This window comes from Streptomyces sp. NPDC050508, from assembly GCF_040655155.1.
Lineage (GTDB): Bacteria > Actinomycetota > Actinomycetes > Streptomycetales > Streptomycetaceae > Streptomyces.
Genome location: NZ_JBFAJJ010000012.1, coordinates 222039 through 245829, shown reverse-complemented (window position 1 = coordinate 245829; position 23791 = coordinate 222039). Strand labels below are relative to the sequence as shown.

General features: G+C 70.1%; 20 protein-coding genes. 15 read left to right on the top strand and 5 right to left on the bottom strand.

All coding sequences use genetic code 11. The features are described from left to right. Positions 1-222: 222 nt before the first annotated feature. Both polA and AB0I69_RS31595 read left to right on the top strand, forming a co-directional pair. Complete coding sequence (gene polA / locus AB0I69_RS31600) at positions 223-2961, top strand: DNA polymerase I (protein ID WP_363099142.1); 2739 nt, start codon at positions 223-225, stop codon at positions 2959-2961. Between the two features lie 487 nt (positions 2962-3448). After that, entirely contained in the window at positions 3449-3856 is a 408-nt protein-coding gene (locus AB0I69_RS31595; protein WP_363099141.1) for a hypothetical protein, read from the top strand. Here the strand turns inward: AB0I69_RS31595 and AB0I69_RS31590 are convergent. Beyond that, positions 3819-4691 (bottom strand): DUF4184 family protein, encoded by an 873-nt coding sequence (locus AB0I69_RS31590; protein WP_363099140.1) that lies wholly within the window; start codon positions 4689-4691, stop codon positions 3819-3821. The genes AB0I69_RS31595 and AB0I69_RS31590 overlap by 38 nt on opposite strands. 265 nt (positions 4692-4956) lie before the next feature. Between AB0I69_RS31590 and AB0I69_RS31585 the strand changes: the two genes are divergently transcribed. The 3 genes from AB0I69_RS31585 to AB0I69_RS31575 all read left to right on the top strand — a co-directional run bounded on the left by AB0I69_RS31585 (position 4957) and on the right by AB0I69_RS31575 (position 8035). Beyond that, on the top strand, positions 4957-6687 hold the full coding sequence (locus tag AB0I69_RS31585) for a lytic transglycosylase domain-containing protein (RefSeq protein WP_363099139.1): 1731 nt from the start codon (positions 4957-4959) through the stop codon (positions 6685-6687). Between the two features lie 167 nt (positions 6688-6854). Continuing rightward, positions 6855-6989: an SPW_0924 family protein gene (locus tag AB0I69_RS31580; protein ID WP_019065298.1), complete on the top strand. Its 135-nt coding sequence runs from the start codon at positions 6855-6857 to the stop codon at positions 6987-6989. Positions 6990-7042: 53 nt separating this feature from the next. Continuing rightward, positions 7043-8035: a DUF3068 domain-containing protein gene (locus AB0I69_RS31575; protein ID WP_363099138.1), complete on the top strand. Its 993-nt coding sequence runs from the start codon at positions 7043-7045 to the stop codon at positions 8033-8035. Here AB0I69_RS31575 and hrpB read toward each other — a convergent pair. Together hrpB and AB0I69_RS31565 are read right to left on the bottom strand one after the other, a co-directional pair. Then, entirely contained in the window at positions 8025-10565 is a 2541-nt protein-coding gene (gene hrpB, locus AB0I69_RS31570) for an ATP-dependent helicase HrpB (RefSeq protein ID WP_363099137.1), read from the bottom strand. The two genes, AB0I69_RS31575 and hrpB, sit on opposite strands and share 11 nt — an antisense overlap. Positions 10566-10630: 65 nt before the next feature. After that, positions 10631-11452, bottom strand: coding sequence for a class I SAM-dependent methyltransferase (locus tag AB0I69_RS31565; protein ID WP_363099220.1), 822 nt, complete (start codon positions 11450-11452; stop codon positions 10631-10633). Between the two features lie 396 nt (positions 11453-11848). On the opposite strand from AB0I69_RS31565, the gene rpsA reads away from it, so the two are divergent. The 5 genes from rpsA (at position 11849) to AB0I69_RS31540 (ending at position 17366) form a co-directional block, all read left to right on the top strand. Next, positions 11849-13354, top strand: coding sequence for a 30S ribosomal protein S1 (gene rpsA, locus AB0I69_RS31560; protein WP_200690747.1), 1506 nt, complete (start codon positions 11849-11851; stop codon positions 13352-13354). A 303-nt stretch (positions 13355-13657) separates the two neighbouring features. Beyond that, a complete protein-coding gene (locus AB0I69_RS31555; protein WP_363099219.1) occupies positions 13658-15184 on the top strand; it encodes a flavin monoamine oxidase family protein in 1527 nt (508 codons plus the stop codon). Between the two features lie 135 nt (positions 15185-15319). Then, a complete protein-coding gene (locus AB0I69_RS31550; RefSeq protein WP_363099136.1) occupies positions 15320-16258 on the top strand; it encodes a PAC2 family protein in 939 nt (312 codons plus the stop codon). A 56-nt stretch (positions 16259-16314) separates the two neighbouring features. Further along, positions 16315-16935: a dephospho-CoA kinase gene (gene coaE, locus AB0I69_RS31545; RefSeq protein ID WP_363099135.1), complete on the top strand. Its 621-nt coding sequence runs from the start codon at positions 16315-16317 to the stop codon at positions 16933-16935. Positions 16936-16985: 50 nt separating this feature from the next. Continuing rightward, on the top strand, positions 16986-17366 hold the full coding sequence (locus tag AB0I69_RS31540; protein ID WP_363099134.1) for a tetratricopeptide repeat protein: 381 nt from the start codon (positions 16986-16988) through the stop codon (positions 17364-17366). 15 nt (positions 17367-17381) lie between these two features. On the opposite strand, the gene AB0I69_RS31535 is transcribed toward AB0I69_RS31540, so the two are convergent. Beyond that, positions 17382-17648: a DUF6343 family protein gene (locus AB0I69_RS31535; protein WP_363099133.1), complete on the bottom strand. Its 267-nt coding sequence runs from the start codon at positions 17646-17648 to the stop codon at positions 17382-17384. Between the two features lie 70 nt (positions 17649-17718). On the opposite strand from AB0I69_RS31535, the gene AB0I69_RS31530 reads away from it, so the two are divergent. From AB0I69_RS31530 to AB0I69_RS31520, 3 genes are all read left to right on the top strand, one after another. Then, positions 17719-18633 (top strand): acyltransferase domain-containing protein, encoded by a 915-nt coding sequence (locus AB0I69_RS31530; protein ID WP_363099132.1) that lies wholly within the window; start codon positions 17719-17721, stop codon positions 18631-18633. 112 nt (positions 18634-18745) lie between these two features. Next, on the top strand, positions 18746-19444 hold the full coding sequence (locus AB0I69_RS31525; protein ID WP_363099131.1) for a class I SAM-dependent methyltransferase: 699 nt from the start codon (positions 18746-18748) through the stop codon (positions 19442-19444). Between the two features lie 94 nt (positions 19445-19538). Then, positions 19539-20009, top strand: coding sequence for a DoxX family protein (locus AB0I69_RS31520; RefSeq protein ID WP_363099130.1), 471 nt, complete (start codon positions 19539-19541; stop codon positions 20007-20009). A gap of 66 nt (positions 20010-20075) precedes the next feature. Here the strand turns inward: AB0I69_RS31520 and AB0I69_RS31515 are convergent, their stop codons facing one another. Beyond that, complete coding sequence (locus AB0I69_RS31515) at positions 20076-20630, bottom strand: RNA-binding S4 domain-containing protein (protein ID WP_363099129.1); 555 nt, start codon at positions 20628-20630, stop codon at positions 20076-20078. Positions 20631-20878: 248 nt separating this feature from the next. On the opposite strand from AB0I69_RS31515, the gene AB0I69_RS31510 reads away from it, so the two are divergent. Together AB0I69_RS31510 and AB0I69_RS31505 are read left to right on the top strand one after the other, a co-directional pair. Next, on the top strand, positions 20879-22234 hold the full coding sequence (locus AB0I69_RS31510) for a M20/M25/M40 family metallo-hydrolase (RefSeq protein WP_363099128.1): 1356 nt from the start codon (positions 20879-20881) through the stop codon (positions 22232-22234). Next, on the top strand, positions 22231-23766 hold the full coding sequence (locus AB0I69_RS31505; RefSeq protein ID WP_363099127.1) for a YfcC family protein: 1536 nt from the start codon (positions 22231-22233) through the stop codon (positions 23764-23766). The genes AB0I69_RS31510 and AB0I69_RS31505 overlap by 4 nt, the downstream gene beginning before the upstream one ends. The last annotated feature ends 25 nt before the right edge of the window (positions 23767-23791 follow it).

Sequence of the window (23791 nt, the reverse complement as noted above, 5' to 3'; positions counted from 1 at the left end):
ACGACCGTCGCCGCGAGGCGACCGAGTTCACCGCCTTCGCCTTCCGTGGACTCGCCTTCCGCGGACTGCCTTCACCCCGCCTCCGCACCGCGGGCCACGACGATTTCGGCCGCCGCTGCGGCGACTTCCGCCACCGCTGGGGCGAGCCCACCGTCGTGACGGTGACCGCCGACGCGGCGACCGTGACTCCGACTGTCAGTGGGGCGTGGCAGGATCGGGGTCGTGGCAGAGACAGCATCGAAGAAGACCGACAAGACCTCCGGGAACACCTCCGGCGGAGACCGTCCACGGCTGATGCTGATGGACGGGCACTCGCTTGCCTACCGCGCGTTCTTCGCGCTGCCCGCGGAGAACTTCACGACCGCGACGGGCCAGCCGACGAACGCGATCTACGGCTTCGCGTCGATGCTGGCCAACACCCTGCGCGACGAGGCGCCCACGCACTTCGCGGTGGCCTTCGACGTGTCCCGAAAGACCTGGCGCTCCGAGGAGTTCACGGAGTACAAGGCGAACCGCTCCAAGACCCCGGACGAGTTCAAGGGCCAGGTCGAGCTGATCGGCGAGCTGCTCGACACGATGCACGTGTCCCGGTTCGCGGTCGACGGCTTCGAGGCCGACGACGTCATCGCCACGCTCGCCACCCAGGCCGAGGCCGAGGGCTTCGACGTGCTGATCGTCACCGGCGACCGGGACTCGTTCCAGCTGGTGTCCGACCACACCACGGTCCTGTACCCGACGAAGGGCGTCTCCGAGCTGACCCGGTTCACTCCGGAGAAGGTCGTCGAGAAGTACGGGTTGACGCCCGCCCAGTACCCCGACTTCGCGGCCCTGCGCGGCGACCCGTCCGACAACCTCCCGGGCATCCCCGGCGTCGGCGAGAAGACCGCCGCGAAGTGGATCAACCAGTTCGGTTCCTTCACGGAGTTGGTCGAGCGCGTCGACGAGGTCAAGGGCAAGGCCGGGCAGAACCTCCGCGACCACCTGGACGCGGTCAAGCTCAACCGCCGCCTGACCGAGATGGTCAAGGACGTCGAGCTGCCCAAGACGGTCCTCGACCTGGAGCGCGCTCCGTACGACCGCACGGCCCTCGCGATGGTTCTCGACACCCTGGAGATCCGCAACCCCTCGCTGCGCGAGCGCCTGCTGGCCGTCGACCCGGGCAACGAGGAGGCCGACGCGACCCCGCCCGCCGAGAGCGGTGTGGCGGTCGACGGCTCGGTCCTCGGCACGGGCGAACTGACCGGCTGGCTGGCCGACTACGGCACCGAGCCCCTCGGCGTCGCCACCGTCGACACCTGGGCGCTCGGCTCCGGTTCGGTGACCGAGGTCGCGCTCGCCACCGCCGGGGGAGCGGCCGCCTGGTTCGACCCCGCCGAGCTGGACGAGAGCGACGAGAACACGTTCGCGGCCTGGCTGGCCGACGCCGACCGCCCCAAGGTGTTCCACAACGCCAAGGGTGCGATGCGCGTCTTCGCCGAGCACGGCTGGACGATCGCCGGCATCTCCATGGACACCGCGCTCGCCGCCTACCTGGTCAAGCCCGGCCGCCGCTCCTTCGACCTGGACGCCCTGTCCCTGGAGTACCTCGGCCGCGAACTCGCCCCCGCTGCCACGGCCGACGGCCAGCTGGCCTTCGGCGCGGACGACGGCGCCGAGGCGGACGCCCTGATGGTGCAGGCACGCGCGATCCTCGACCTGGGCGACGCCTTCGCGGAGCGCCTTGAGGAGGTCGGCGCGGCCGACCTGCTCCGTGACATGGAGCTGCCCACCTCGATCCTGCTCGCCCGCCTGGAGCGGTACGGCATCGCGGCCGACAAGGCGCACCTCGAAGCCATGGAGCAGATGTTCGCCGGTGCCGTCCAGCAGGCGGTGAAGGAGGCGCACGCGGCGGCCGGGCACGAGTTCAACCTCGGCTCGCCCAAGCAGCTCCAGGAAGTCCTCTTCGGTGAACTCGGCCTGCCCAAGACCAAGAAGACGAAGACCGGCTACACCACCGACGCCGACGCCCTCGCCTGGCTGGCCAACCAGACCGAGAACGAACTGCCGGTCATCATGCTCCGCCACCGCGAACAGGCGAAGCTGCGCGTCACCGTCGAGGGCCTGATCAAGACGATCGCGGCGGACAACCGCATCCACACCACGTTCAACCAGACGGTGGCAGCGACCGGCCGCCTCTCCTCGACCGACCCGAACCTGCAGAACATCCCGGTCCGCACAGACGAGGGCAGGGCGATCCGCAGGGGCTTCGTGGTGGGCGAGGGCTTCGAGTCCCTCATGACGGCCGACTACAGCCAGATCGAGCTGCGCGTGATGGCCCATCTCTCCGAGGACGAGGGCCTGTTGGAGGCGTTCACCTCGGGCGAGGACCTGCACACCACGGTCGCCTCCCAGGTGTTCTCCGTCGAGGGTTCCGCGGTCGACGCGGAGATGCGCCGCAAGATCAAGGCGATGTCGTACGGCCTCGCCTACGGGCTCTCGGCGTTCGGGCTCTCCCAACAGCTGAACATCGACGCGGGCGAGGCACGGGTCCTGATGGACACGTACTTCGAGCGCTTCGGCGGCGTACGGGACTATCTGCGCCGCGCGGTCGACGAGGCAAGGGCGACGGGCTACACGGCGACCCTCTTCGGGCGCCGCCGCTACCTCCCCGACCTCAACAGCGACAACCGCCAGCGCCGCGAGGCGGCCGAGCGGATGGCGCTCAACGCCCCGATCCAGGGCACCGCGGCGGACATCGTCAAGATGGCCATGCTCAAGGTCGACACCGCCCTGCGCGAGGCCGACCTCAAGTCCCGCATGCTCCTCCAGGTCCACGACGAAATCGTCCTGGAGATCGCCCCCGGCGAACGAGCGGCCACGGAAGAACTCGTCCGCCACGAGATGGCCGGCGCGGTACACCTCCGGGCGCCGCTCGACGTCTCGGTGGGCGTGGGGCCGGACTGGGAGTCGGCTGCGCACTAGCCTCCGGCGGTTCGGCGGAGGGGGAGTTGTCGGGTGGGGAGCTGTCGGGTGAGGGTGGGGAGACACGGCTGGGGTGGTGGGCGGCGGGGAGTCCCGGCTTGCGTGGCGGTTGGCTGAGGATGCTGCCGTGGCTGGTGGCAGGTGCCGGGTTGGCTGAGGGCGCTGCTGGGGCGGGCTGAGGGCTGCTGCAGGAGGGCGAGGCTCTCCCGAGTCCACCCGCACCAAATCCCGCCGCAACGGCGGAACCACCCAGCACGACCCATCCCGCCGCAACGGCGAAGCACCCACCACACCCCACCCCGGCGGTGCCGAACTCACCTCCACCCTCCCGGGCCGCCCGCAGGGCAACGCCTCTCACGCCGACCAGCACAAACCCCCCGGCCACAGGAACCCCCCGCACAACCCCCGCCCAACCCCCGGAGGGCCCGTCACCCGCGTGGCCCCCGCGAAGGCGCCCCCCGCCCCCGGTGACCGTAAGGATGCGGGCATGGGTATACGCATGCTCCATCGCCGGACGGGCCGGGCGCGGACTCAGATACAGGCAGCGGACGCCGCTGCCGCGCAGGTCACGCCCCGCCCACCGGTCCCGGCCTTCGCGGCCGGCGCAAGCACCGCCCGCATCCCCGCAGACCTCGCCATGGCCGTCCGGCACACGGCCGCAGGCCTCCGGCGCCGCCTCACGTTCCGGGACGACACGGACGTAGACCCCCGAGAACAAGCCAGACATCCCCAGGGACCCGCCACCACCCCCAGCGGCACCCCGGTCTGGCGGCTCTGGGCCGACCTGGGACGCAGCTACCTGGACCTGGTCCTCACCCGGCTCCCGAGGTCACGCTCCGTGCACACCATGACCGTGTTCATCGCGACCCCGCCGGACGGCTCCGCTCCGCGCTGACCTCTCCCGGGCCGCCGTCGGCGTCGGGCACCCCGGCCGCGGCCGGACGCCACACCCGGACGCCGACGGCGTACAGCAGCACGCCCAGCACCAGCCCGGCCCCCGCCCCGAAGCACACCGTCGGGATCAGGTCCCAGGGGCTTGCCGTCGAGCCCCAGTAAGCCCACCAGTGCGACGCCCGCTCCGCCGCCGCGACCAGCGCACAGCCGGCGAGGACGACCCCGGCCGCCCACCGGTCGCGCACCGACAGCACGGGCACCCCCACCGGCTCGTCGGCCGGAACCCGTCGTAGCGCACGCACCACGAACGCGGTGATCACCAGTGCGCCGAACAGTGAACTGCCGTACTGCAGGGACGAGAACAGCGGCCTGCCGCCCACCTCCCTGTCGAGGACGGGGAACAGCCGTACCCCCCACCGGTCGTGGTGCGTGAACGCGTCCCACACGATGTGGGTCAGGCCGCCGAGCACCGCGGACGCGTACCACCGGGCGGCCAGAGACGGGGTCGCACGCGCGCGTGGCGTGCCGCAGCGCAGGAGGGTCGCCGTGCGGGGCTGCCGGGTGCGCGGGAGCAGGGCCACCAGGGGTTCGCGCAGCAGCAGCCACAGGGCGACCGTCGTCCAGGTGATGAGGACGTCGACCGTGAAGACGCCCGGGAAGGAGTGCGTCACCTCCCCGAACTCCATCGCCCCGGGGACCGCACTCGCCGCGTAGTACGTCATGTCGGGCGCGAAGGAACCCGCCACCAGCACCGCCGGTACCAGCGGGCCGCGCCCCCTCCCGTCGCCGCGCAGGGCGGGCAGTACGGCGGCGGCATGACTCAGGGTGAACGGCAACAAGGCTCCCCGTAGGAGACGTCGGCATATGGCCAAGCGGTGAATAACGGTCACGAACGGGTGCCCGTGCAAAGCAAGTTGTCGTAGGGTCGCCTGGGTCCCCGCGCAGGGGGAACGCGGTCGAACGGAAGATCGGAACAAGCGTACAGAACAACCGAAAAGCATCACGAGGGCAACCTGGGACGCGGGTCGACCGTCACAACAGGCGCAGAGGCAACAGACATTGGCGGGCGCTCGTGCGGCGTCCCTGGGAGGGGTTCACTCCATGACGGCGCATTTCGGCAGGCGGCTGCGCAAGGGTGCGGCGACGACGGCGGTGGCCGCGGCAGCGGTCGCGGCACTGTCCGCGTCCCAGGCTCCGGCGGTGACCGGCAGCGACAGACCGACCGCTGCCGGCCAGGCGACGCCCGACGGGAGCACCAAGCACAGCGCCACCGGAGACTCGCCGTACTACACGGACCTCCCGCCCCTGAGCAGCCCCAACCCGAGCCCGAGCGACAGCCAGTCGCCGTCCATAGGGACCCCGGTCTCGGTGGGCGAGGCCGAGGCCGGCATCCCGGCGACCATCCTCGACGCCTACAAGAAGGCCGAGACGGAACTCGCCACCTCCAAGCCCGGCTGCAACCTGCCCTGGCAACTCCTCGCCGCCATCGGCAAGGTGGAGTCGGGCCAGGCCCGCGGCGGCCAGGTCGACGCGAACGGCACCACGACCTCCAAGATCCTCGGTCCCGCGCTCGACGGCAACGGCTTCGCGCTCATCAAGGACACCGACAACGGCCAGTACGACGGCAACAGCACGTACGACCAGGCCGTCGGACCCATGCAGTTCATCCCGTCCACCTGGGCCTGGGCGGGCCGCGACGGGAACGGCGACGGCGTCAAGGACCCCAACAACATCTACGACGCCGCGCTCGCCGCCGGCCACTACCTGTGCCGCAACGACTGGAACCTGTCGACCGACGCGGGCCTGCGCAGCGCGATCCTCAGCTACAACAACTCGACGGACTACCTGAACACGGTCCTGTCGTGGCTGGAGTACTACCGCAAGGGCACGCACTCGGTCCCGGACGGCACGGGCACGCTGCCGTCGGGCCGCAGCGACGACAACTCGGGGGCCAACCCCACGCCTACGCCCACGCCGTCGAAGACGACTCCGGCGACCTCGTCGCCGAGCCCCGACCCGACTCCGGGCAGCAGCACGAGCCCCACCACGCCGGCCAGTCCGACCCCGACCCCGACGCCCACGCCGACGCCGACCCCCACCGACACGGTGGCCAAGCTGGCGGACGCGGGTACGGCGAAGCTGACCGCGATGGCGGGCGACGCGTTCACCAAGAAGATCAGCACCAGCGCCCAGACCTCGGCCGGCAAGGCCGTCGCCAAGGTCAGGATCCGGTTCACGATCGTCGGGACCACGGACGCGACGTTCACCGGCGGCGAGAAGGTCGCCGTGGTCGTCACCAACGCCTCCGGTGTGGCCGTCGCCCCGGCCCTGCAGGCCGGTGAGACGACCGGTGACTTCACCGTCCGCGCCACCCTCGTCGGCCGTGCGATCGCCGGTCTCGACTACACGGCCAGCGTCACGCCCCGCGTCGCCGACACCCTCGCCCGCACCAGCACCACCGCGCTGACCTGCACCCCGGGCGGCGAGTTCGCCGACCAGGTCGAGGTGAAGGCCACCTACAACGGTGCGGTCGCCGACAAGGTCGCGGCCACCGCGACCCTCATCAAGGCGGCCGACGACGCGACCGAGAACGACAAGGGCCCCTACTTCAAGGACGCGGACGGCAAGACCGTACGCACCCTCACGGGCCTGGCCACGGACGCCGACGGCCTCCTGAAGCTGCCGAAGCTGTACGCCGACGACACCACCGGCACCTTCCTGCTCCAGATCACCACCACGGGCGGCGCGACCCTCACGGTCGAACTGACCGTGGCGGCGGCGACCGACACCTCCTCGGCCAGCCCGAGCCCGTCGGCGTCGCCGAGCGCGTAGTCCGGCCGCACGACCGTAGGACGAGGGCGCCTCTCCGCTTCGGCGGGCGGGCGCCTTTGTCGTGTGTGCAACGTGTTCTCATCTCGCCCGCGCGTTGCTACGGTGCCGGACCTGACGACCTATCAGTTCCTGAATCCAGTCGGTTTCTGTCCGTCGGGAGGTCCGGCATGCGTGCCCTGATCGCCGCCACGACCGGTCTCGTGCTCGCGTTCGCGCTGGTCCTGACCATCACCGCGATGGGCTCACCGATGGGGAAGACCTCGCCGAAACCGCTGCTGACGACGGTGCCCGCGCACCCGTAAACGTTCGCGCAAGCGTTTACGCCAGCGTTCAACCCCTTGGGAAGGAGGCCGAGATGCGCCGCAAGGCCAGCCTGATCCTGCTCGCCCTCGCCGTGTTCTTCACGGCGCTGTCCCCGCTGCTGCGCTGGTACGCCTTCCCGCGCCTGGCCAAGATCCCGGCGAACCAGTACCAGGACATGGTCCTGGAGGCGAAGAACGCCACCCTTCTCGACTACGGCACCATGCAGGCCAAGACGGTCCCCAAGGTCACCATCGTGCAGACCCTCAAGGGCAACGTGGAGGCCGCCAAGAAGATCGACAGGACCGCGGGCCGGGACGTCGTCGTCTGGGACGGCCTGTCCTATGTCCAGGGCCCCGACGGCAAGATGGTCTCCTCGATCCCCGAGCGCTACATCTTCGACGCGCACACCCAGGACCCCGTCCACGCCACCGGCGAGATGGTCGACGGCGACCCGGTGCAACGGGACGGCATCGAGTTCAAGTGGCCGTTCCTGACCCAGAAACGGGACTACGAGTACTTCGACGCGCAGACCCGCACCACCAACCCCATCCACTACAAGGGCACCCAGAACTTCCGCGGCGTCAAGGTCTACTACTTCGAGCAGACCATCCCCTGGACCAAGGTTCCCTTCCCCAGGACCATGCCCGTGAAGGGCATCACCCCGGAGTCGGTCGCCAAGACGGGCACCACCCGCTGGTACACCACGGTCCGCAAGTTCTGGGTCGAGCCCGTCACCGGAGCACCGGTCTACGGCGAGGAGATCCACAAGGAGGAGCTGCGCGGCGGCACCCTCCTGGGCGGCCGGGACAAGGTGACGGCGTTCGCCGGCGACGTGAAGATGCGCGAGGACTACATCAAGCACACCGTCGCCCTGGTGAAGTCCAACCGCACCCTCGTCCTGCTGATGGTCTCCTACCTCCCTTGGGGCTTCCTGACCCTCGGCCTCCTCCTGCTGGCCCTCTCCCTCTACCTGGAGGCCCGCAGCAGGCGCCCCGGCGACCCCGCCCCCACCGAGATCCAGGAACCGGAACCAGTCACCGCCTGAGCCGCGCGTTGGTGAACCGCGTGGCCTCGGCGGTCGCCGGGTCCTCGGGCCACGGATGCTTCGGATACCGCCCCCGCAACTCGGCCCGCACGCCCTTGTAACCGTCCTTCCAGAAGGAAGCCAGATCGGCGGTGACGGCGGCGGGCCGCCCGGCGGGGGAGAGGAGATGCACGAGCACGGGCACCCCCGCGACGGTCGGCGACTCGTGAAGTCCGAACATCTCCTGCAACTTCACGGCGAGCACGGGCTGTTCGGGATTCCCGTAGTCGATCCGAACCCTTGACCCACTCGGCACGAGGAACCGCTCCGGAGCCAACTCGTCCAACCGCCCCGCGTCCCCCGAGGCCCAGGGCAACAACCTCCGCAGCCCCTGCCCCGCATCGATCCGCCCCAGATCACTCCGCCGCCGGGCCCGCCCCAACTCCGGCTCCAACCACTCGTCCACACGCGCGTGCAGCGCATCGTCGGACACATCGGGCCAAGGCGCCCCGACGTTCAGACACAGGAACGCAAGCCGCTGCCGCAGCACTTGGGCATCGGCGGACCACCGCAACAACCCGAACCCTTCCAGCCGCAGCCCTTCAAGAAGCGCATCCCGTACGGCGACGGGGTCGGCGTCCCTGAGAGGCCGCACCGCCAACTCGACGGCCCCGAGCCGCTCGACACGCCGGGCCACGACGTCACCGGCGGACCAGTGCACCTCGTCCGCCTCGCTGAGCAACGCACCCGCCGCGAACCGGGCGGCGTCCTCGTCGACAACGGCCCCGAGCTGCACGCGTGCGTGCCCTTTGCCGATCGGCCGGTCGGCCACGGCGACAGCGATCCAGGGTGCACCGCGAAGGGCACTGGCGTCACCGACCTCGGCGCGGGTGCCGGAGACGAGGAGATAGGAACCGCCGTCGGCTTTGGCGACGCGTTCGGGATAGGCGAGGGCGGCGACGAGTCCGACGAGGGCGTCGTCACTCACGGCACCTGCCGAAGCCTCAACGTTCATCTTTGTCGGCCCAGGGTTTCGGGTGGGTGGGTGGGAGATCTCCGCCCCCACGGCCCGCAGCCGCCGAACTTCCGCCCGCCACCGCCCGGCATAGGCGTCACCCCCACGCCGAGCAAGCCGCAAAGCCCCGGCAAGATCATCACCGTAAGCCCGCGGCGCTTCCTCACTGAGCAGCGCGACAACCTCGGCGCCGGCCGGACCCGAGTCCAACAAGGCCCGCCCCAACCGGGGATGCAACCCCAGCCGAGCCAACTGCACACCCCGTGACGTAGCCCGCCCACCCGAGTCGACGGCACCCACGGCCGCCAAAACACCCCGAGCCGCCGCCATCGCCCCGGAGGGTGGCGCATCGAGCAACGCCAGCCCCGACGCCCCAGGATCCCCCCAGCACGCCACCTGAAGGGCGAACGCCGTCAGATCGGCCACCTTGATCTCCGGTGCCGGAAAACGCGGCAGACGGGAATCCTCGGCCTCGGCCCAGCACCGGTACACGGCCCCGGGCGCCTCACGCCCCGCCCGCCCCGCCCGTTGCCGCCCGGCCGCCTGCGACGCCCGTACCGTCGCGAGCGCGCTCAGCCCGCGCGCGTGATCGACCCGCGGCTCCCGCGCCAGCCCCGAGTCGACGACCACCCGTACACCGGGAACCGTCAGCGACGACTCCGCCACGGACGTCGCGAGCACCACCCGCCGTCGCGCTCCCGGGGACAGCACCGCGTCCTGTACGGCCGCCGGCGCCCGCCCGTGCACCTGGAGCACCTCCACCCCGCCCAGGTCGCCCAACTGCCCGGCGACGCGCGCGATCTCGCCGACCCCGGGCAGAAAACACAGCACGTCCCCGTCCCGCTCGCCCAGCGCCCGCCGTACCGTCGCCGCCACGTGCGTGAGCAGCGCCGGATCCACCCGCATCCCGTGCGGCGGCCGTACAGGACGTACCGGAGGCGTCCAGACGACCTCCACCGGGTACGCGACGCCCTCCGCCTCGACCACCGGCGCGTCGCCCAACAGCCGGGCCCAGCCCTGCGCGTCGGTGGTCGCGGACGCGGCGACGAGCCGCAACTCGGGCCGCAGGGCCTCCCGTACGTCGACCAGGAAGGCGGCCACGGTGTCGGCGTCCAGGTGCCGCTCGTGGCACTCGTCCAGGATCACGGCGTCGACGTCGGTCAACTCCTGGTCGCGTTGCAGGCGTTGGAGCAGCACACCGGTCGTGACGACCTCCACGCGTGCGTGCCGTCCCACGACCCGCTCGCCGCGCACGGTGTAGCCGACGCTCTCGCCGACCTTCTCGCCCAGCAGCCACGCCATCCGCCGGGCCGCCGCCCGTGCCGCGATCCGCCGCGGCTCGGCGACGACCACCCGCCGTACGGGTCCCTCGCTCCCCTTGTCGAGCAGCCCGGCCAGCGCGAGCGGCACCAGCGTCGTCTTGCCGGTGCCGGGCGGCGCGACGAGCACGGCTGTGCCGCGCGCCGTCAATGCGGCTTCAAGACCGGGCAGGGCACTGCGGACGGGCAGCGCGTCGAGGGCGTCGTAGCGGATCACGCCCCCAGTGTCGTACGCCGTGCGAAACGACCTCTACGCGCGCGTGCCCGCGTTCCGTCAGCCCCTCAGTCGTTCGCGCGGTCGCGCTCGCACACGTAGATCGCCGTTCCCGGGATGAGGTTGCCGCGCAGGGGAGACCAGCCGCCCCACTCGGCGGTGTTCCAGGACGGCCACTCCGGCTCGACGAGGTCCACCAGGCGCAGGCCCGCCGCCGAGATGTCGCGGACGCGGTCTCCGAGGGTGCGGTGGTGCTCGACGTATACGGCGCGGCCCTCGTCGTCCTGCTCGACGTACGGCGTGCGGTCGAAGTACGAAGCGGAGACCGTCAGTCCCTCGGGGCCCGGCTCGTCGGGGAAGGCCCAGCGGATCGGGTGCGTGGCCGAGAAGACGAACCGGCCGCCGGGCCGCAGCACCCGGTGCACCTCGCGCAGCACCAGTGCCGGGTCGGCGACGAACGGCAGCGCCCCGTACGCCGAGCACGCCAGGTCGAAGGAGGCGTCCGCGAAAGGCAGGGCGCCCGCGTCGGCGCACACCAGAGGGAACGATCCGCCGATGCGCAGCGCGTGCTGGAGCTGGCGGTGGGAGAGGTCCAGGGCCACCGGACGGGCGCCCTGGGCGGTCAGCCAGCGCGAGCACTGGGCCGCGCCGGCGCCGATCTCCAGGACGTCCTTGCCCTTCAGCTCCTCCGCCGGGCCGAGCAGTTCGGCCTCCACCTCGTCGAGGCCCTCGGGGCCCCACACGAAGCGGTCGTCGCCGAGGAACGTGCCGTGTTCGACCTGGTAGTCGTCCGCGTTCCGGTCCCACCAGCCCCGGTTGGCCCGGGAACTCTCGGTGACGTCGGCGTCACGCCGGGTGGCTTCCGGTTCGAACGTATCGGGCTCTTGGATGATCGGCTCCCTCGTCGTACTCTTCCGTCACCTCTACGGTGCGGCTGTCCCCGGTGGCGTCACTGAAGGGGTGTGTCAGGCCTGCGTGGCCTCGCGGGACACGTTTTGTGCCGGGTATGCGACGATCCGCCCCGGGTGTGCGCCTTCGCGCATTGACCCTGCCTGGCTGCCCCCGTATGCTACAAGTTGCGCTGCGGGCCTGCGCACCTCAGACGTAGCAGGTTGCGCTCGCATCTGTATGTATGACCCCTCGGTTTTCGAGGCGCCAACGGGACACCCCGGTGTTCTGAACTGGCGCTTCCTTGGCTGTCCGGCCTTCTGCAGAGCGAAGCGAAAAAGGCTCTCGGCGTGAGCAGTACCTACGACTTCAATGTCCGTACCGGAGCCCTTTCCCACATGACGAGCAGCACCGAGACCACCGCCACCACCCCGCAGGTAGCGGTCAACGACATCGGTAACGAGGAAGCCTTCCTCGCCGCGATCGACGAGACGATCAAGTACTTCAACGACGGCGACATCGTCGACGGCGTCATCGTGAAGGTCGACCGGGACGAGGTCCTGCTCGACATCGGTTACAAGACCGAAGGTGTCATCCCGAGCCGCGAGCTCTCGATCAAGCACGACGTCGACCCGAACGAGGTCGTCAAGGTCGGCGACGAGATCGAAGCCCTTGTTCTCCAGAAGGAGGACAAGGAAGGCCGCCTGATCCTCTCGAAGAAGCGCGCCCAGTACGAGCGCGCCTGGGGCACCATCGAGAAGATCAAGGAAGAGGACGGCATCGTCACCGGTACCGTCATCGAGGTCGTCAAGGGTGGACTCATCCTCGACATCGGCCTCCGTGGCTTCCTGCCGGCTTCTCTCGTCGAGATGCGTCGTGTCCGCGACCTCCAGCCCTACGTGGGCAAGGAGCTCGAAGCCAAGATCATCGAGCTGGACAAGAACCGCAACAACGTGGTCCTGTCCCGCCGTGCCTGGCTGGAGCAGACCCAGTCCGAGGTCCGCCAGACGTTCCTCACGACCCTCCAGAAGGGTCAGGTCCGCTCCGGCGTGGTTTCCTCGATCGTCAACTTCGGTGCCTTCGTGGACCTGGGTGGCGTCGACGGTCTGGTCCACGTCTCCGAGCTGTCCTGGAAGCACATCGACCACCCCTCCGAGGTTGTCGAGGTCGGCCAGGAAGTCACCGTCGAGGTTCTCGACGTGGACATGGACCGCGAGCGCGTCTCCCTGTCGCTGAAGGCGACCCAGGAAGACCCGTGGCAGCAGTTCGCCCGCACCCACCAGATCGGCCAGGTCGTGCCCGGAAAGGTCACGAAGCTGGTTCCGTTCGGTGCGTTCGTCCGCGTGGACGAGGGCATCGAGGGTCTGGTGCACATCTCCGAGCTGGCCGAGCGCCACGTGGAGATCCCGGAGCAGGTCGTCCAGGTCAACGACGAGATCTTCGTCAAGGTCATCGACATCGACCTTGAGCGTCGCCGGATCTCGCTGTCCCTGAAGCAGGCCAACGAGTCCTTCGGTGCCGACCCGGCCTCGGTCGAGTTCGACCCGACGCTCTACGGCATGGCCGCGTCGTACGACGACCAGGGCAACTACATCTACCCCGAGGGCTTCGACCCCGAGACCAACGACTGGCTCGAGGGCTACGAGACCCAGCGGGAGGCGTGGGAGCACCAGTACGCCGAGGCGCAGCAGCGCTTCGAGCAGCACCAGGCGCAGGTCATCAAGTCCCGCGAGGCCGACGCCCAGGCGGCGGCCGAGGGCGTCGACACCCCGGGTGCGGCTCCGGCCGCGGCCGGTGGCGGCGGCGGTTCGTACTCCTCCGAGGGTGCGGACACCTCCGGTGCGCTGGCGTCGGACGAGGCGCTTGCCGCCCTGCGTGAGAAGCTGGCGGGTGGGCAGAGCTGAACGCCCACTGAGCAGTAGTTCTTGATTGAGGGGCCGTACCTTTCGGGGTGCGGCCCCTCGGTCGTGTGATTCGGCTGCGGGCCGGTGGGGGCTGAGCGCGCAGTTCCCCGCGCCCCTGAAGGGGCGCTTTTCACCGGCCTTGCAGAAACGTGCGGGACACTTCAGTAACTGCCGCGCCGTAACCGGTTGTTGGGACCCTGCCTCGGTCATTCATGATCGGAGAAGGGGAGCCGGACAATGGCAAGGAACCAGAGCCGACGTGCATTTCTGCGGAACGTGGGTCTCACCGGTGGTGCGGGCACGATGTTCGCCACCATGGGGGCCCTGGGGCTCGCCCCCACCGCGCAGGCCGCCCAGCGGGAACAGCCCTTCCGCGCCTTGAACGCCGGCGACTTCACACTCACCGGACGCGGTGCGGCCAAGGTCGTCATCGTCGGCGGTGGCATCGCCGGACTGACCACGGCGTACGAACTCGGCAAGGCCGGCTACGACTGTACGATCCTGGAGGCCAGGGACCGTACCGGCGGCCGTAACTTCACCGTCCGCGGCGGCGACACGACGACCGACCTCTACGGCAACCGGCAGACCGCCCGTTTCGCCGACGGGCACTACATGAACTGCGGCCCCGCGCGGATCCCGCAGTGGATGATCACCCTCGACTACTGCCGTGAACTCGGCGTCCCCATCCAGGTGTTCACCAACGTCAACGCGGACGCGTACATCTACAACGAGTCCGCCGGCATGACGAAGCCGGAGCGCTACCGCACAGCCAAGGCTGATGTGTACGGCTATGTCTCGGAGTTGCTCGCCAAGGCCACCGACAAGGGCGCCCTGGACAAGGAGTTGACCGCCACCGACCAGGAGCGGCTCGTCGAGTTCCTCAAGGGCTGGGGCGAACTCGGCGACACACTGGACTACAAGGGCGGTGACTTCCGCGGGTACTCGACCGTCCCGGCCGCCGCGGGCACCCCGGGCGTGCTGCTCGGGGACATACCCACCGCCTCCGCGGTCCTCGCCAGCGGTGTCGGCCGCTACTTCTCCTTCGAATTCGGCTTCGACCAGGCCATGTTGATGTTCCAGCCGGTCGGCGGCATGGACCAGATCCCGAAGGCTCTCACCCGGGCGATCGGCGCGCATCGCATCCGTACCGGGGCGGCCGTCTCGAAAATCACCGACAAGGGGAGCGGCGTTTCGGTCACCTACACCCAGGGCGGCCGTACGAAGGTGATCGAGGCCGACTACTGCGTCGGCGCCCTGCCGCCCAACATCCTCGCCAAGATCCCGCACAACCTCGGCTCCGGCGTCCAGACCGCACTGGAGGCGATCACCCCGTCGTCCGCCGCCAAGATCGGCCTGGAGTACAAGTCCCGTTGGTGGGAGCTCGATCACCGGATCTACGGCGGTATCACCGAGACCGACCAGGACGTCACCCACATCTGGCACCCTTCTTACGGCTTCCACGGTGAGCGGGGCGTCCTCATCGGGTACTACAACTACGACGACAACGCGGACTCCTACGCGAAGCTCACCCCGAAGGGGCGGGAAGAGCGGGCGGTGGCCGCGGGCGTGAAGATCTACGGGGAGAAGTACCGCAGCGAACTGGCATCGTCCTTCTCCCACCACTGGCGTCAGACGCCCCACCTGGAGGCCGCGTGGCACGACACCCCCGGTGGCCCCGACGACGCCCGCTACAAGCCGCTCAACGACCCCACGGGACGCGTCTACTTCGCCGGCGACTGGCTCAGCTACACCGATGCCTGGCAGCACGGCGCGTTCTCCTCCGCCCGCAAGGCCGTGACCGCACTCCACGCGCGCGTGCTGTCCTCGTGACGTGGACGTTCTCCTGGTGACGCAGGGGAGCGGTGCATGAAAAGCCCGTAAGAGGTGCCTGATCAGGGGCATGGGTGGGAATGCCCATGCCCTGGAGGGCGTTGTGCAGTACGAACACGAGGAGGAGCGGTCACAGTGCTTGATCCGCAGGGTTTGTACGCATGGGAGCCGAAGGGCCTGGCCGTCGTCGATGTGGCGCTCGCACAGGAGTCGGCCGGTCTTGTCATGCTCTACCACTTCGACGGATACATCGACGCGGGCGAGACAGGCGACCAGATCGTCGAACGCCTGCTCGACACATTGCCCCACCAGCTCGTGGCCAGTTTCGACCACGACCGGCTCGTGGACTACCGCGCCCGCCGTCCGCTGCTCACCTTCAAGCGCGACCGGTGGACCGAGTACGAGGAGCCCACTCTCGACGTACGGCTGGTCCAGGACGCCACCGGAGCCCCCTTCCTGCTCCTCTCCGGCCCCGAGCCGGACGTGGAGTGGGAGCGCTTCGCAGCGGCCGTCCAGCAGATCGTGGAGCGGCTCGGCGTCCGCCTGTCCGTGAACTTCCACGGCATCCCCATGGGCGTCCCGCACACCCGCCCCGTGGGCGTCACCCCGCACGGCAACCGCAACGACCTCGTCCCGGGCCACCGCAGCCCCTTCGACGAGGCGCAGGTCCCCGGCAGCGCCGAGGCGCTCGTCGAGTACCGCCTCATGGAGGCCGGTCACGACGTCCTGGGTGTCGCCGCGCACGTCCCGCACTACATCGCCCGGTCCCCGTACCCGGACGCGGCCCTGACCGTCCTGGAGGCCATCACGGCGGGCACCGGACTGGTCCTCCCGGGCATCGCGCACTCCCTGCGCACCGAGGCCCACCGCACCCAGACGGAGATCGACCGCCAGATCCAGGAGGGCGACGAGGAGCTCGTGGCACTCGTCCAGGGCCTGGAGCACCAGTACGACGCCGCCGCGGGCGCCGAGAGCCGCGGCAACATGCTCGCCGAGTCGGTCGACATCCCGTCGGCGGACGAGATCGGGCAGGAGTTCGAACGCTTCCTGGCGGAGCGGGAGGGCGACAGCTAGGAGCGGGCCGGCGGTCACCGAGTGCCCTGTCAGTGACAGGCCGTAGGCTTCGGTCCATGCTGAAGGTCGGCCTCACCGGGGGCATCGGTGCCGGTAAGAGTGAAGTGTCGCGGCTGCTGGTCGGCCACGGCGGCGTGCTGATCGACGCCGACCGCATCGCGCGCGAGGTCGTCGCGCCCGGAACTCCCGGGCTCGCGGCAGTAGTCGAGGCCTTCGGCGAGGACGTGCTCGGGGCGGACGGCAGCCTGGACCGGCCGAAGCTGGGCTCCATCGTCTTCGCCGACCCCGAGAAGCTGGCCGTACTCAACTCGATCGTCCACCCCCTGGTCGGCAGACGCTCCCGCGAGCTCGAAACCACGGCGGCCGACGACGCCGTAGTGATCCACGACGTACCCCTCCTCGCCGAGAACGCCCTCGCCGCGCTGTACGACCTGGTGATCGTCGTCGACGCGAGCCCCGAGACCCAGCTCGACCGGCTGGTCCGGCTGCGGGGCATGGCGGAGGAGGACGCACGCGCGCGCATGGCAGCCCAGGCGACACGCGAGAAGCGGCTGGCCATCGCGGACATCGTCATCGACAACGACGTACCCCTGGAGACGCTGGAGCGGCGCGTACAGGACGTATGGGCCGAACTCGTGCGCAGGGCACATGAGCCCCAGCAGCCACCCCAGGAATAGCGGTCCTTCCTCCGTGCGTTGAAACGTGCGAGTGAGGGAAGGACTTTGCCGTGCCCGAGAACAGCGGAACAACCGGACGTACTCCGGAGACGCATGTCATCGACTTCCGCGCCGCCGAGCAACTGCTCGCCGCGCGGGACCCGCGGGGCGCGGTGAAGCTGCTCGACAACGTCATCGACGCGCACCCGGAGAACACCGCCGCCCGCCTGCTGCGCGCGCGTGCCTTCTTCGCCGCCGCGCAACTGCGCCCGGCCGAGCTGGAGTTCACCATCGTCCTGGAGCGTGAGCCGGACAACGCGTTCGCGCACTTCGCGCTCGCCCGCACCTACGAGCGGCAGGGACGCGCCGACCAGGCCAAACGCCACTTCCGGCTGGCCGCCGCGCTCGATCCCAAGCCGCAGTACCTGAAGGCGGCCCGCTTCGACGAGTAGCCGCACCCCTGCCGGTCAGGGGTGGCGGTGCTCCGGCGGTCGGTACGGCGGGATGTCGCGGCCCGGCTGGTAGTGCGGGCCCTGGCGCAGGTGCCTGAGGATCATGGTCATGTCGATCGTGACGACCAGCCACAGCGCTCCGCAGGCGGCCGCCCACCCGGGGCGTCCGGCGAGTGCGAAGGCGACCGTGCCGAAGATCGTCCAGACCAGACCCCACACGCTCAGCCAGAACCGCGCCCGCAGTGGACTGCGCGCTGTCGTCGGCTCACTGCCCGTACGCATCGGGATCACTACTCCTCCTTGCAACGTACTCTTCGGGTCGGACGTTCTCCACAGGGAGGGGAAGCGCACTGTGCTGCCGGACGCCGACGAACTGCCCGAGGTCCTGCTCGACCTCGCCGTACCCCACGAGGACATCAACGAACTGGTCCGACTGCGCCGGGTGTTGACGCGGGACCCCGACGCGATGCGCCTCCTGGAGGAGTGCGTCGGAGAACTGGTGAAGGACATCGGTGAGCACGGCCACTGGACACGGCTCACCGAGGTGTTGCTCGCGCGGCTGCCCAAGGCCCCGGCCGAGGTCGGCGACTACTTCTCCGTGTTCGTGTTCGTCGCCGCGCTGCCCCACGCGCGCGCGTACCACCGCGAACGCGGCATCCCAGCCGACGTCTCCCGGCGTACCCTCGCCGACCTGGGACGCAACATCGCGGTGCACCACAGACGGTTCGGCGGGGGAGGGCTGCCGTTCCCGCAGTGGCTCGTCCCGCACTTCCGCGGCGAGCTGTACCAGCTGGGGCGGCTGCAGTTCGAGCGGGCACGGCTCGGCGAGCGCACCGCGCAGGCGCTCACGGCGGCCGGGCTGGACGTGGAGCCGGGGACGCCCTGCCTGAACCTGCACATCCCCGACTACTCCGGGCCGCTCACCCCGGCCGCGTGCGACCGCTCGCTGGAGCGGGCCCGCGCGTTCTTCGCCCGGCACTTCCCCGAGGAACACCATGAGGTCGCGACCTGCCACTCCTGGCTGCTCGACCCGCAGTTGAAGCGGTACCTCTCCGCCGACTCCAACATCGTCCGCTTCCAGGAGCGGTTCCAAGTGATCCGCGAGGACACCGAGCCGGCCGACACCGAGCCCGTCCAGTTCGTCTTCGGCCATCCCGATCAGCCGGTGGATAGCCTGCCGCGGGGTACGTCCGTGGAGCGGGCCGTCGGTGATCATCTGCGGGCGGGCGGGCACTGGTACCTCGGGCACGGGTGGTTCCCGCTCTGATCCCTGGCTCGGCTCCGACCTCCAACAGTTGCCTGTCCCAAGGGAATTGACTCGTACGGGTGAACCAGTGCGAGTCGGGAACGGGCGTGCGGACGCGGTCCGTTGGACGGGCATGCGAAGCGAAATGCGTGAGGGGTACGAGGGGACAGGACCCGGGGCGATCACCCCGGACGGCTGCGCGGTGGAGTTCTACTCGCGGCTGCCGATCGGTCAGGAGCCGGACATCATCGGCGCGGCCGTGCCGGCGGGCGCGCGCATCCTGGAGCTGGGCAGCGGGGTGGGACGGGTGACCCACCCCCTCCTGGAGCGCGGGTTCACGGTCACGGCGGTCGACGAGTCCGCCGAGATGCTGGAGCGGGTCCGGGGGGCGCGCACGATATGCGGTCCGATCGAGAACCTCGATCTGGGCGAGACCTTCGACGTGGTGCTGCTCGCGTCGTTCCTGGTGCACGCCGGGGACGTCGAGGTGCGGCGCGCACTGCTGCGGACCTGCGTACGGCATGTCGCGGCGGGCGGCTGTGTGCTGATCCAGCGGGAGGGCGAGGACTTCCACGCGAACGTGCCGCGCGAGCGGGTCGACCCCAGTGGCTTCACCGCCCGGGTCGTGTCGGCGGAACCGGTCGGGGACGGGGTGAACTCGGTGCACGTGGAGTATGTGTTCCCGGACGTGGTCTGGACCCAGACGATTCTCTCCCGACCGCTGAACTCGGAGCAGTTCGAGGAGGCACTGGCGGAGGCCGGACTGAAGGTGGACAGCTATCTGACACCGGACCGGATATGGGTGAGGGCGGTGGCGGTTGCGGCGGACTAGCGAAGGAAGTCACGCGCGGCGGCGATGAGTTCGGGGACGTGGGTCGGTCTACCCCTGTGACAGCAGCACGGACCGCTTCCCACAGGAGACCCTCATGTCCGAGACCACCGCTTCCGTAGCCTCCGCCGCTTCCGCCGACTCCCGTACCGTCGTCGCCGAGTCCGCGACCGCCCGCGGGCGCCGTGCCCGGATCGCACTGCGCGTCCTGCAGGTGCTGCTCGCCCTGTTCTACGGCATCGCGAGCGCGCTGCCCAAGCTGATCGCCCACCCGTCGGCCGTGGAGTCCTTCGACAGGATCGGCTGGGGCAGTGGGGCCATGTACACCATCGGCGCGCTCGAACTGTCCGGCGCCGTCGCGCTGTTGATCCCACGGCTGCGGCTGCAGTCGGTGGCGGCGATGGCGCTCAGCGCGCTGATGGTGGGTGCTTTCGTCGTGCAGATGACTGTGTTCCACGGTCAGAACGCGGCGACACCGCTGATCCTGATCATCCCGCTCGCCCTGATCGCCTGGGCACGGCGGGGGCAGAACGCGGAGTTGCTGCGACTGCTGCGACGACGGGCGTGATCCGTGCCGTCCCGTTGAGCGCAGGGTGCGGTGGCGTTCGGTGGGCCGAGGGGCCCGGGCCGGAGGTCACCGGTGCGTGCCGCCGCGATGTGCGTCGCCGCGATGTGTGTCGCGGTGCGCGTCGGGAGCGGTGCCGGGGTCGGGCAGGCCGCGCAGGCGTTCCAGGTCGCGGCGGTCGCGCTTGGTGGGGCGGCCGGTGCCGCGGTCGCGGATGCCGGCCGGCGCGATGGCCTCGCGGGGCGGGGGCGGCGGGGAGTTGTCCACGTAGCACTGGACGGCGACCGGAGGGCCGACCCGCTTGCGGATCACCTGCTTCACGATGACGATCCGTTCCCGGCCCTCGTGGCGCAGGCGTACCTCGTCGCCGACGTGGACGGAGTGGGCGGGCTTCACGCGCTCGCCGTTGACACGGACGTGGCCGCCCTTGCAGGCGGCGGCGCCCATGGAGCGCGTCTTGACCAGGCGGACGGACCAGATCCAGCTGTCGACGCGGACGCCCGCACCGTTCGAGGGACCGGCGGCCTCGGCGGCGGCCACCGCGTCGCCGTCGGGTTCGGGAGCGGGCGCGGCGGTGCCGGTTCCGTCGTCCGTGCCGGTTTCGTCCACTCCCTCGGAAGCCATGCCTCGACTTTAGTGCCCCGGGTCGACCGGCTCCGGCGGATTTCGGCCGACGACCTGACCACGGACGCCGTCCACGGTCTGGGCCAACACCCCGCTGGCCCACCCCGGATGCACCCCCGGGCCGCACCGCAGAGGCTGTTTCCCGAGGTCATGGAGGCAAGAGAAGTCGCAGAGGTCATGGAAGTCGCAGAGGCCGCAGAGGTCGTAGCGGACGCAGTCGGTGTAGAGACGAGAGGTCGGACGTGGACATGGCAGCGAAGGTCGACGCGCTGATGGACGGCCTGCGGGCCGACCTGGAGCGACTTGCCGCGATTCCCTCCGTGGCCTTTCCCGGGTTTCCGGCCGGGCCGGTGCAGGAGGCGCACGATCTGCTCGTCGGGCTGTTGCGCGGGGCCGGTGTCGAGCACATCGAGCGGATCGACCTGCCCGACACGGCCCCGGTGATCTTCGCGGAGATCCCGCCGCCCAGCCCCGGGGCCCCGACCGTTCTCCTCTACTCGCACTACGACGTCCAGCCGCCGGGCGACGAGAAGCTGTGGCGGTCGCCGCCCTTCGAGCCGACCCCCGTGGAGGGCGGACTGAGGGCGCGTGGCATCGCGGACGACAAGTCCAACGTGATCGCACACCTCGGGATGCTGCGCGCGTACGAGGGGCGGCCGCCGGTCGGCGTGAAGATCGTGTTCGAGGGTCAGGAGGAGTACGGCAGCCCCTTCGACACCTATCCGCCGACCGACGCCGACCGCTTCGCCTGCGACGCCATGGTCATCGCCGACCTGGGCAATCTGCGCCCCGGCACCCCCACCCTGACCACCGGACTGCGCGGCGCTGCCGAGGTGATCGTGGAGGTCCGCACGCTTGAAGAGCCGCGCCACAGCGGGGAGTTCGGTGGCGCGGCCCCCGACGCGCTGCTCGTGCTGCTCAAGGCCCTCGCCACCCTGCACGACGTGCACGGTGATGTGGCCGTGGAGGGGCTGCGGCGGGAGGAGTGGACCGGGACGACGTACACGGAGGCGGAGTTCCGCGAGTTGGCGGGCGTGTGCGACGGGGTGCCGCTCATCGGGAGCGGGAGTCTCGGCGAGCGGTTGTGGAGCGGGCCGGCGATCACCGTCATCGGCCTGGATGCGCCGAGCGTCGACCACGCGGCCTCGGCGGTCGTGCCGTACGCGCGTGCCAAGCTCAACCTCCGTTTCCACCCGCGCCAGGACCCCCGCGAGGCGCGGGCGCGGCTCGTCGAGCACCTCGAATCGCTCAAGCCCTTCGGTATCCAGCTCACCGTCACCCCGGGCGACACCGGCCCCGGCTACGAGGCCGCGACCGGTGGCCCGGCCTACCGTGCCGCCCTCGCCGCGCTGCAGGAGGCGTGGGGTGCCGAGCCGTCGTATGTCGCCACCGGGGGCTCGATCCCGCTGGTCAACGGGCTCGCGCAGGCCGCGCCGAACGCCGAGGTGCTGCTGTTCGGCGCGCAGGACAGCATGTGCAATCTGCACGCGCCCAACGAGCGGGTGCTGTTCTCGGAGTTGCGGAACACGGTCGTGGCGATGTGCGCGTTCGTGGAGAAGTACGCGGCCGACTTCCAGGGCCGGGGCGGGGCGGCGACGGCATGAGCACCACCGAGACCCGGCAGAGCACCGAACAGCCGCCGCACAAGCCGAAGTTCACCTTTCCCAGCGCGTTGACCGTCCTCGCGATCGTCACGATCGCCGTGTGGCTGCTCGCCTTCCTCATCCCGTCCGGCCAGTACGACCGCAACGCCTCGGGCGCCCCGATCCAGGGCACCTACCATCGCGTCGACTCCGGCCAGAGCTTCGTCGACCGCCTGAACGACCTGTTCCTCGCGCCGATCAACGGCCTCTACGGCATCCAGGACGAGAAGACCGGCCAGGTCGGCCCGCATCTGGCCGGTGAACTGTACGGCAGCGCGGGCGTGTTCCTGTTCGTGCTCGCCATCGGGGCGTTCATCACGGTGGTGTTCGCGACCGGCGCCCTCGACCGGGGCATCGGCCGGCTCGCCCATCGGCTGCGCGAGCGCGGCGCGTTGCTCATCGCCGGAATCATGGTGGTCTTCTCGGTACTCGGCACGGTCGAGGGCTTCGCCGAGGAGACCCTCGGTTTCTACGGCCTGATCGTGCCGCTGATGCTGGCACTCGGCTACGACCGGATGGTCGCCGTCGGCACGATCATCCTCGGCGCCGGGATCGGCGTGCTCTGCTCTACGGTGAACCCCTTCGCGACCGGCGTCGCCTCCTCCGCCGCGGACATCTCGCTCGGTGACGGCATCGTGCTGCGGTTCGTGATGTGGGTGGTGCTGACGGCGGTGACGGTGGCGTACGTCATCCGGTACGCGCGCCGCGTGCAGCGGAACCCCGAGCGGTCGATCACCGGGTTCCTGCCCGGCGACCGGGACAACAACCAGGAGGACGTCCCGGAATCCGCTGAAGAACCCCAACTCGCCGGTCTGCACAAGGCAGTTCTGATCACCATGGGCCTGGTCTTCGCCTTCATGATCTTCTCGGTGGTGCCGTGGGCGAGCGCGCTCACCGGCGACGCGGACGCGAAACCGTACGGCTTCGAACTCGGCTGGTCCTTCCCGCAGTTGGCGGCGCTCTTCCTGTGCGCGGCCGTGCTGATCGGGCTGGTGGCGCGGATGGGCGAGCAGAAGCTCAGCTCGATGATCATCCAGGGTGCCGCCGACTTCATCTCCCCGGCCCTGGTGATCGTGCTGGCGCGCGGTGTCACCGTCATCATGAACAACTCGAAGATCACGGACACGGTGCTGCACTCCATCGAGGGCATCGTGAAGGGCACCTCCTCCGGCGTCTTCGCGATCATCGTCTTCGTCGTGAACCTGCCGCTCGCCTTCCTGATCCCGTCCACCTCCGGCCACGCGACCCTCGCCATGCCGATCCTCGCCCCGCTCGCCGATTTCGCCGGGGTCTCCCGCGCGGTCGTCGTCACCGCCTGGCAGGCCGCCAGCGGCTGGATGAACCTCTGGGTGCCGACGACCGCGGTCACCATCGGCGGGGTGGCGCTGGCCAAGGTCGGCTACGACAAGTACCTGCGGTTCGTATGGCCGTTGCTGGCGCTGCTGTTCCTGATGATCTGCGGGTTCGTGGCGTTCGGCGCGATCCTGACCTGAACCGTCGCGATCCTCACCCGAACCG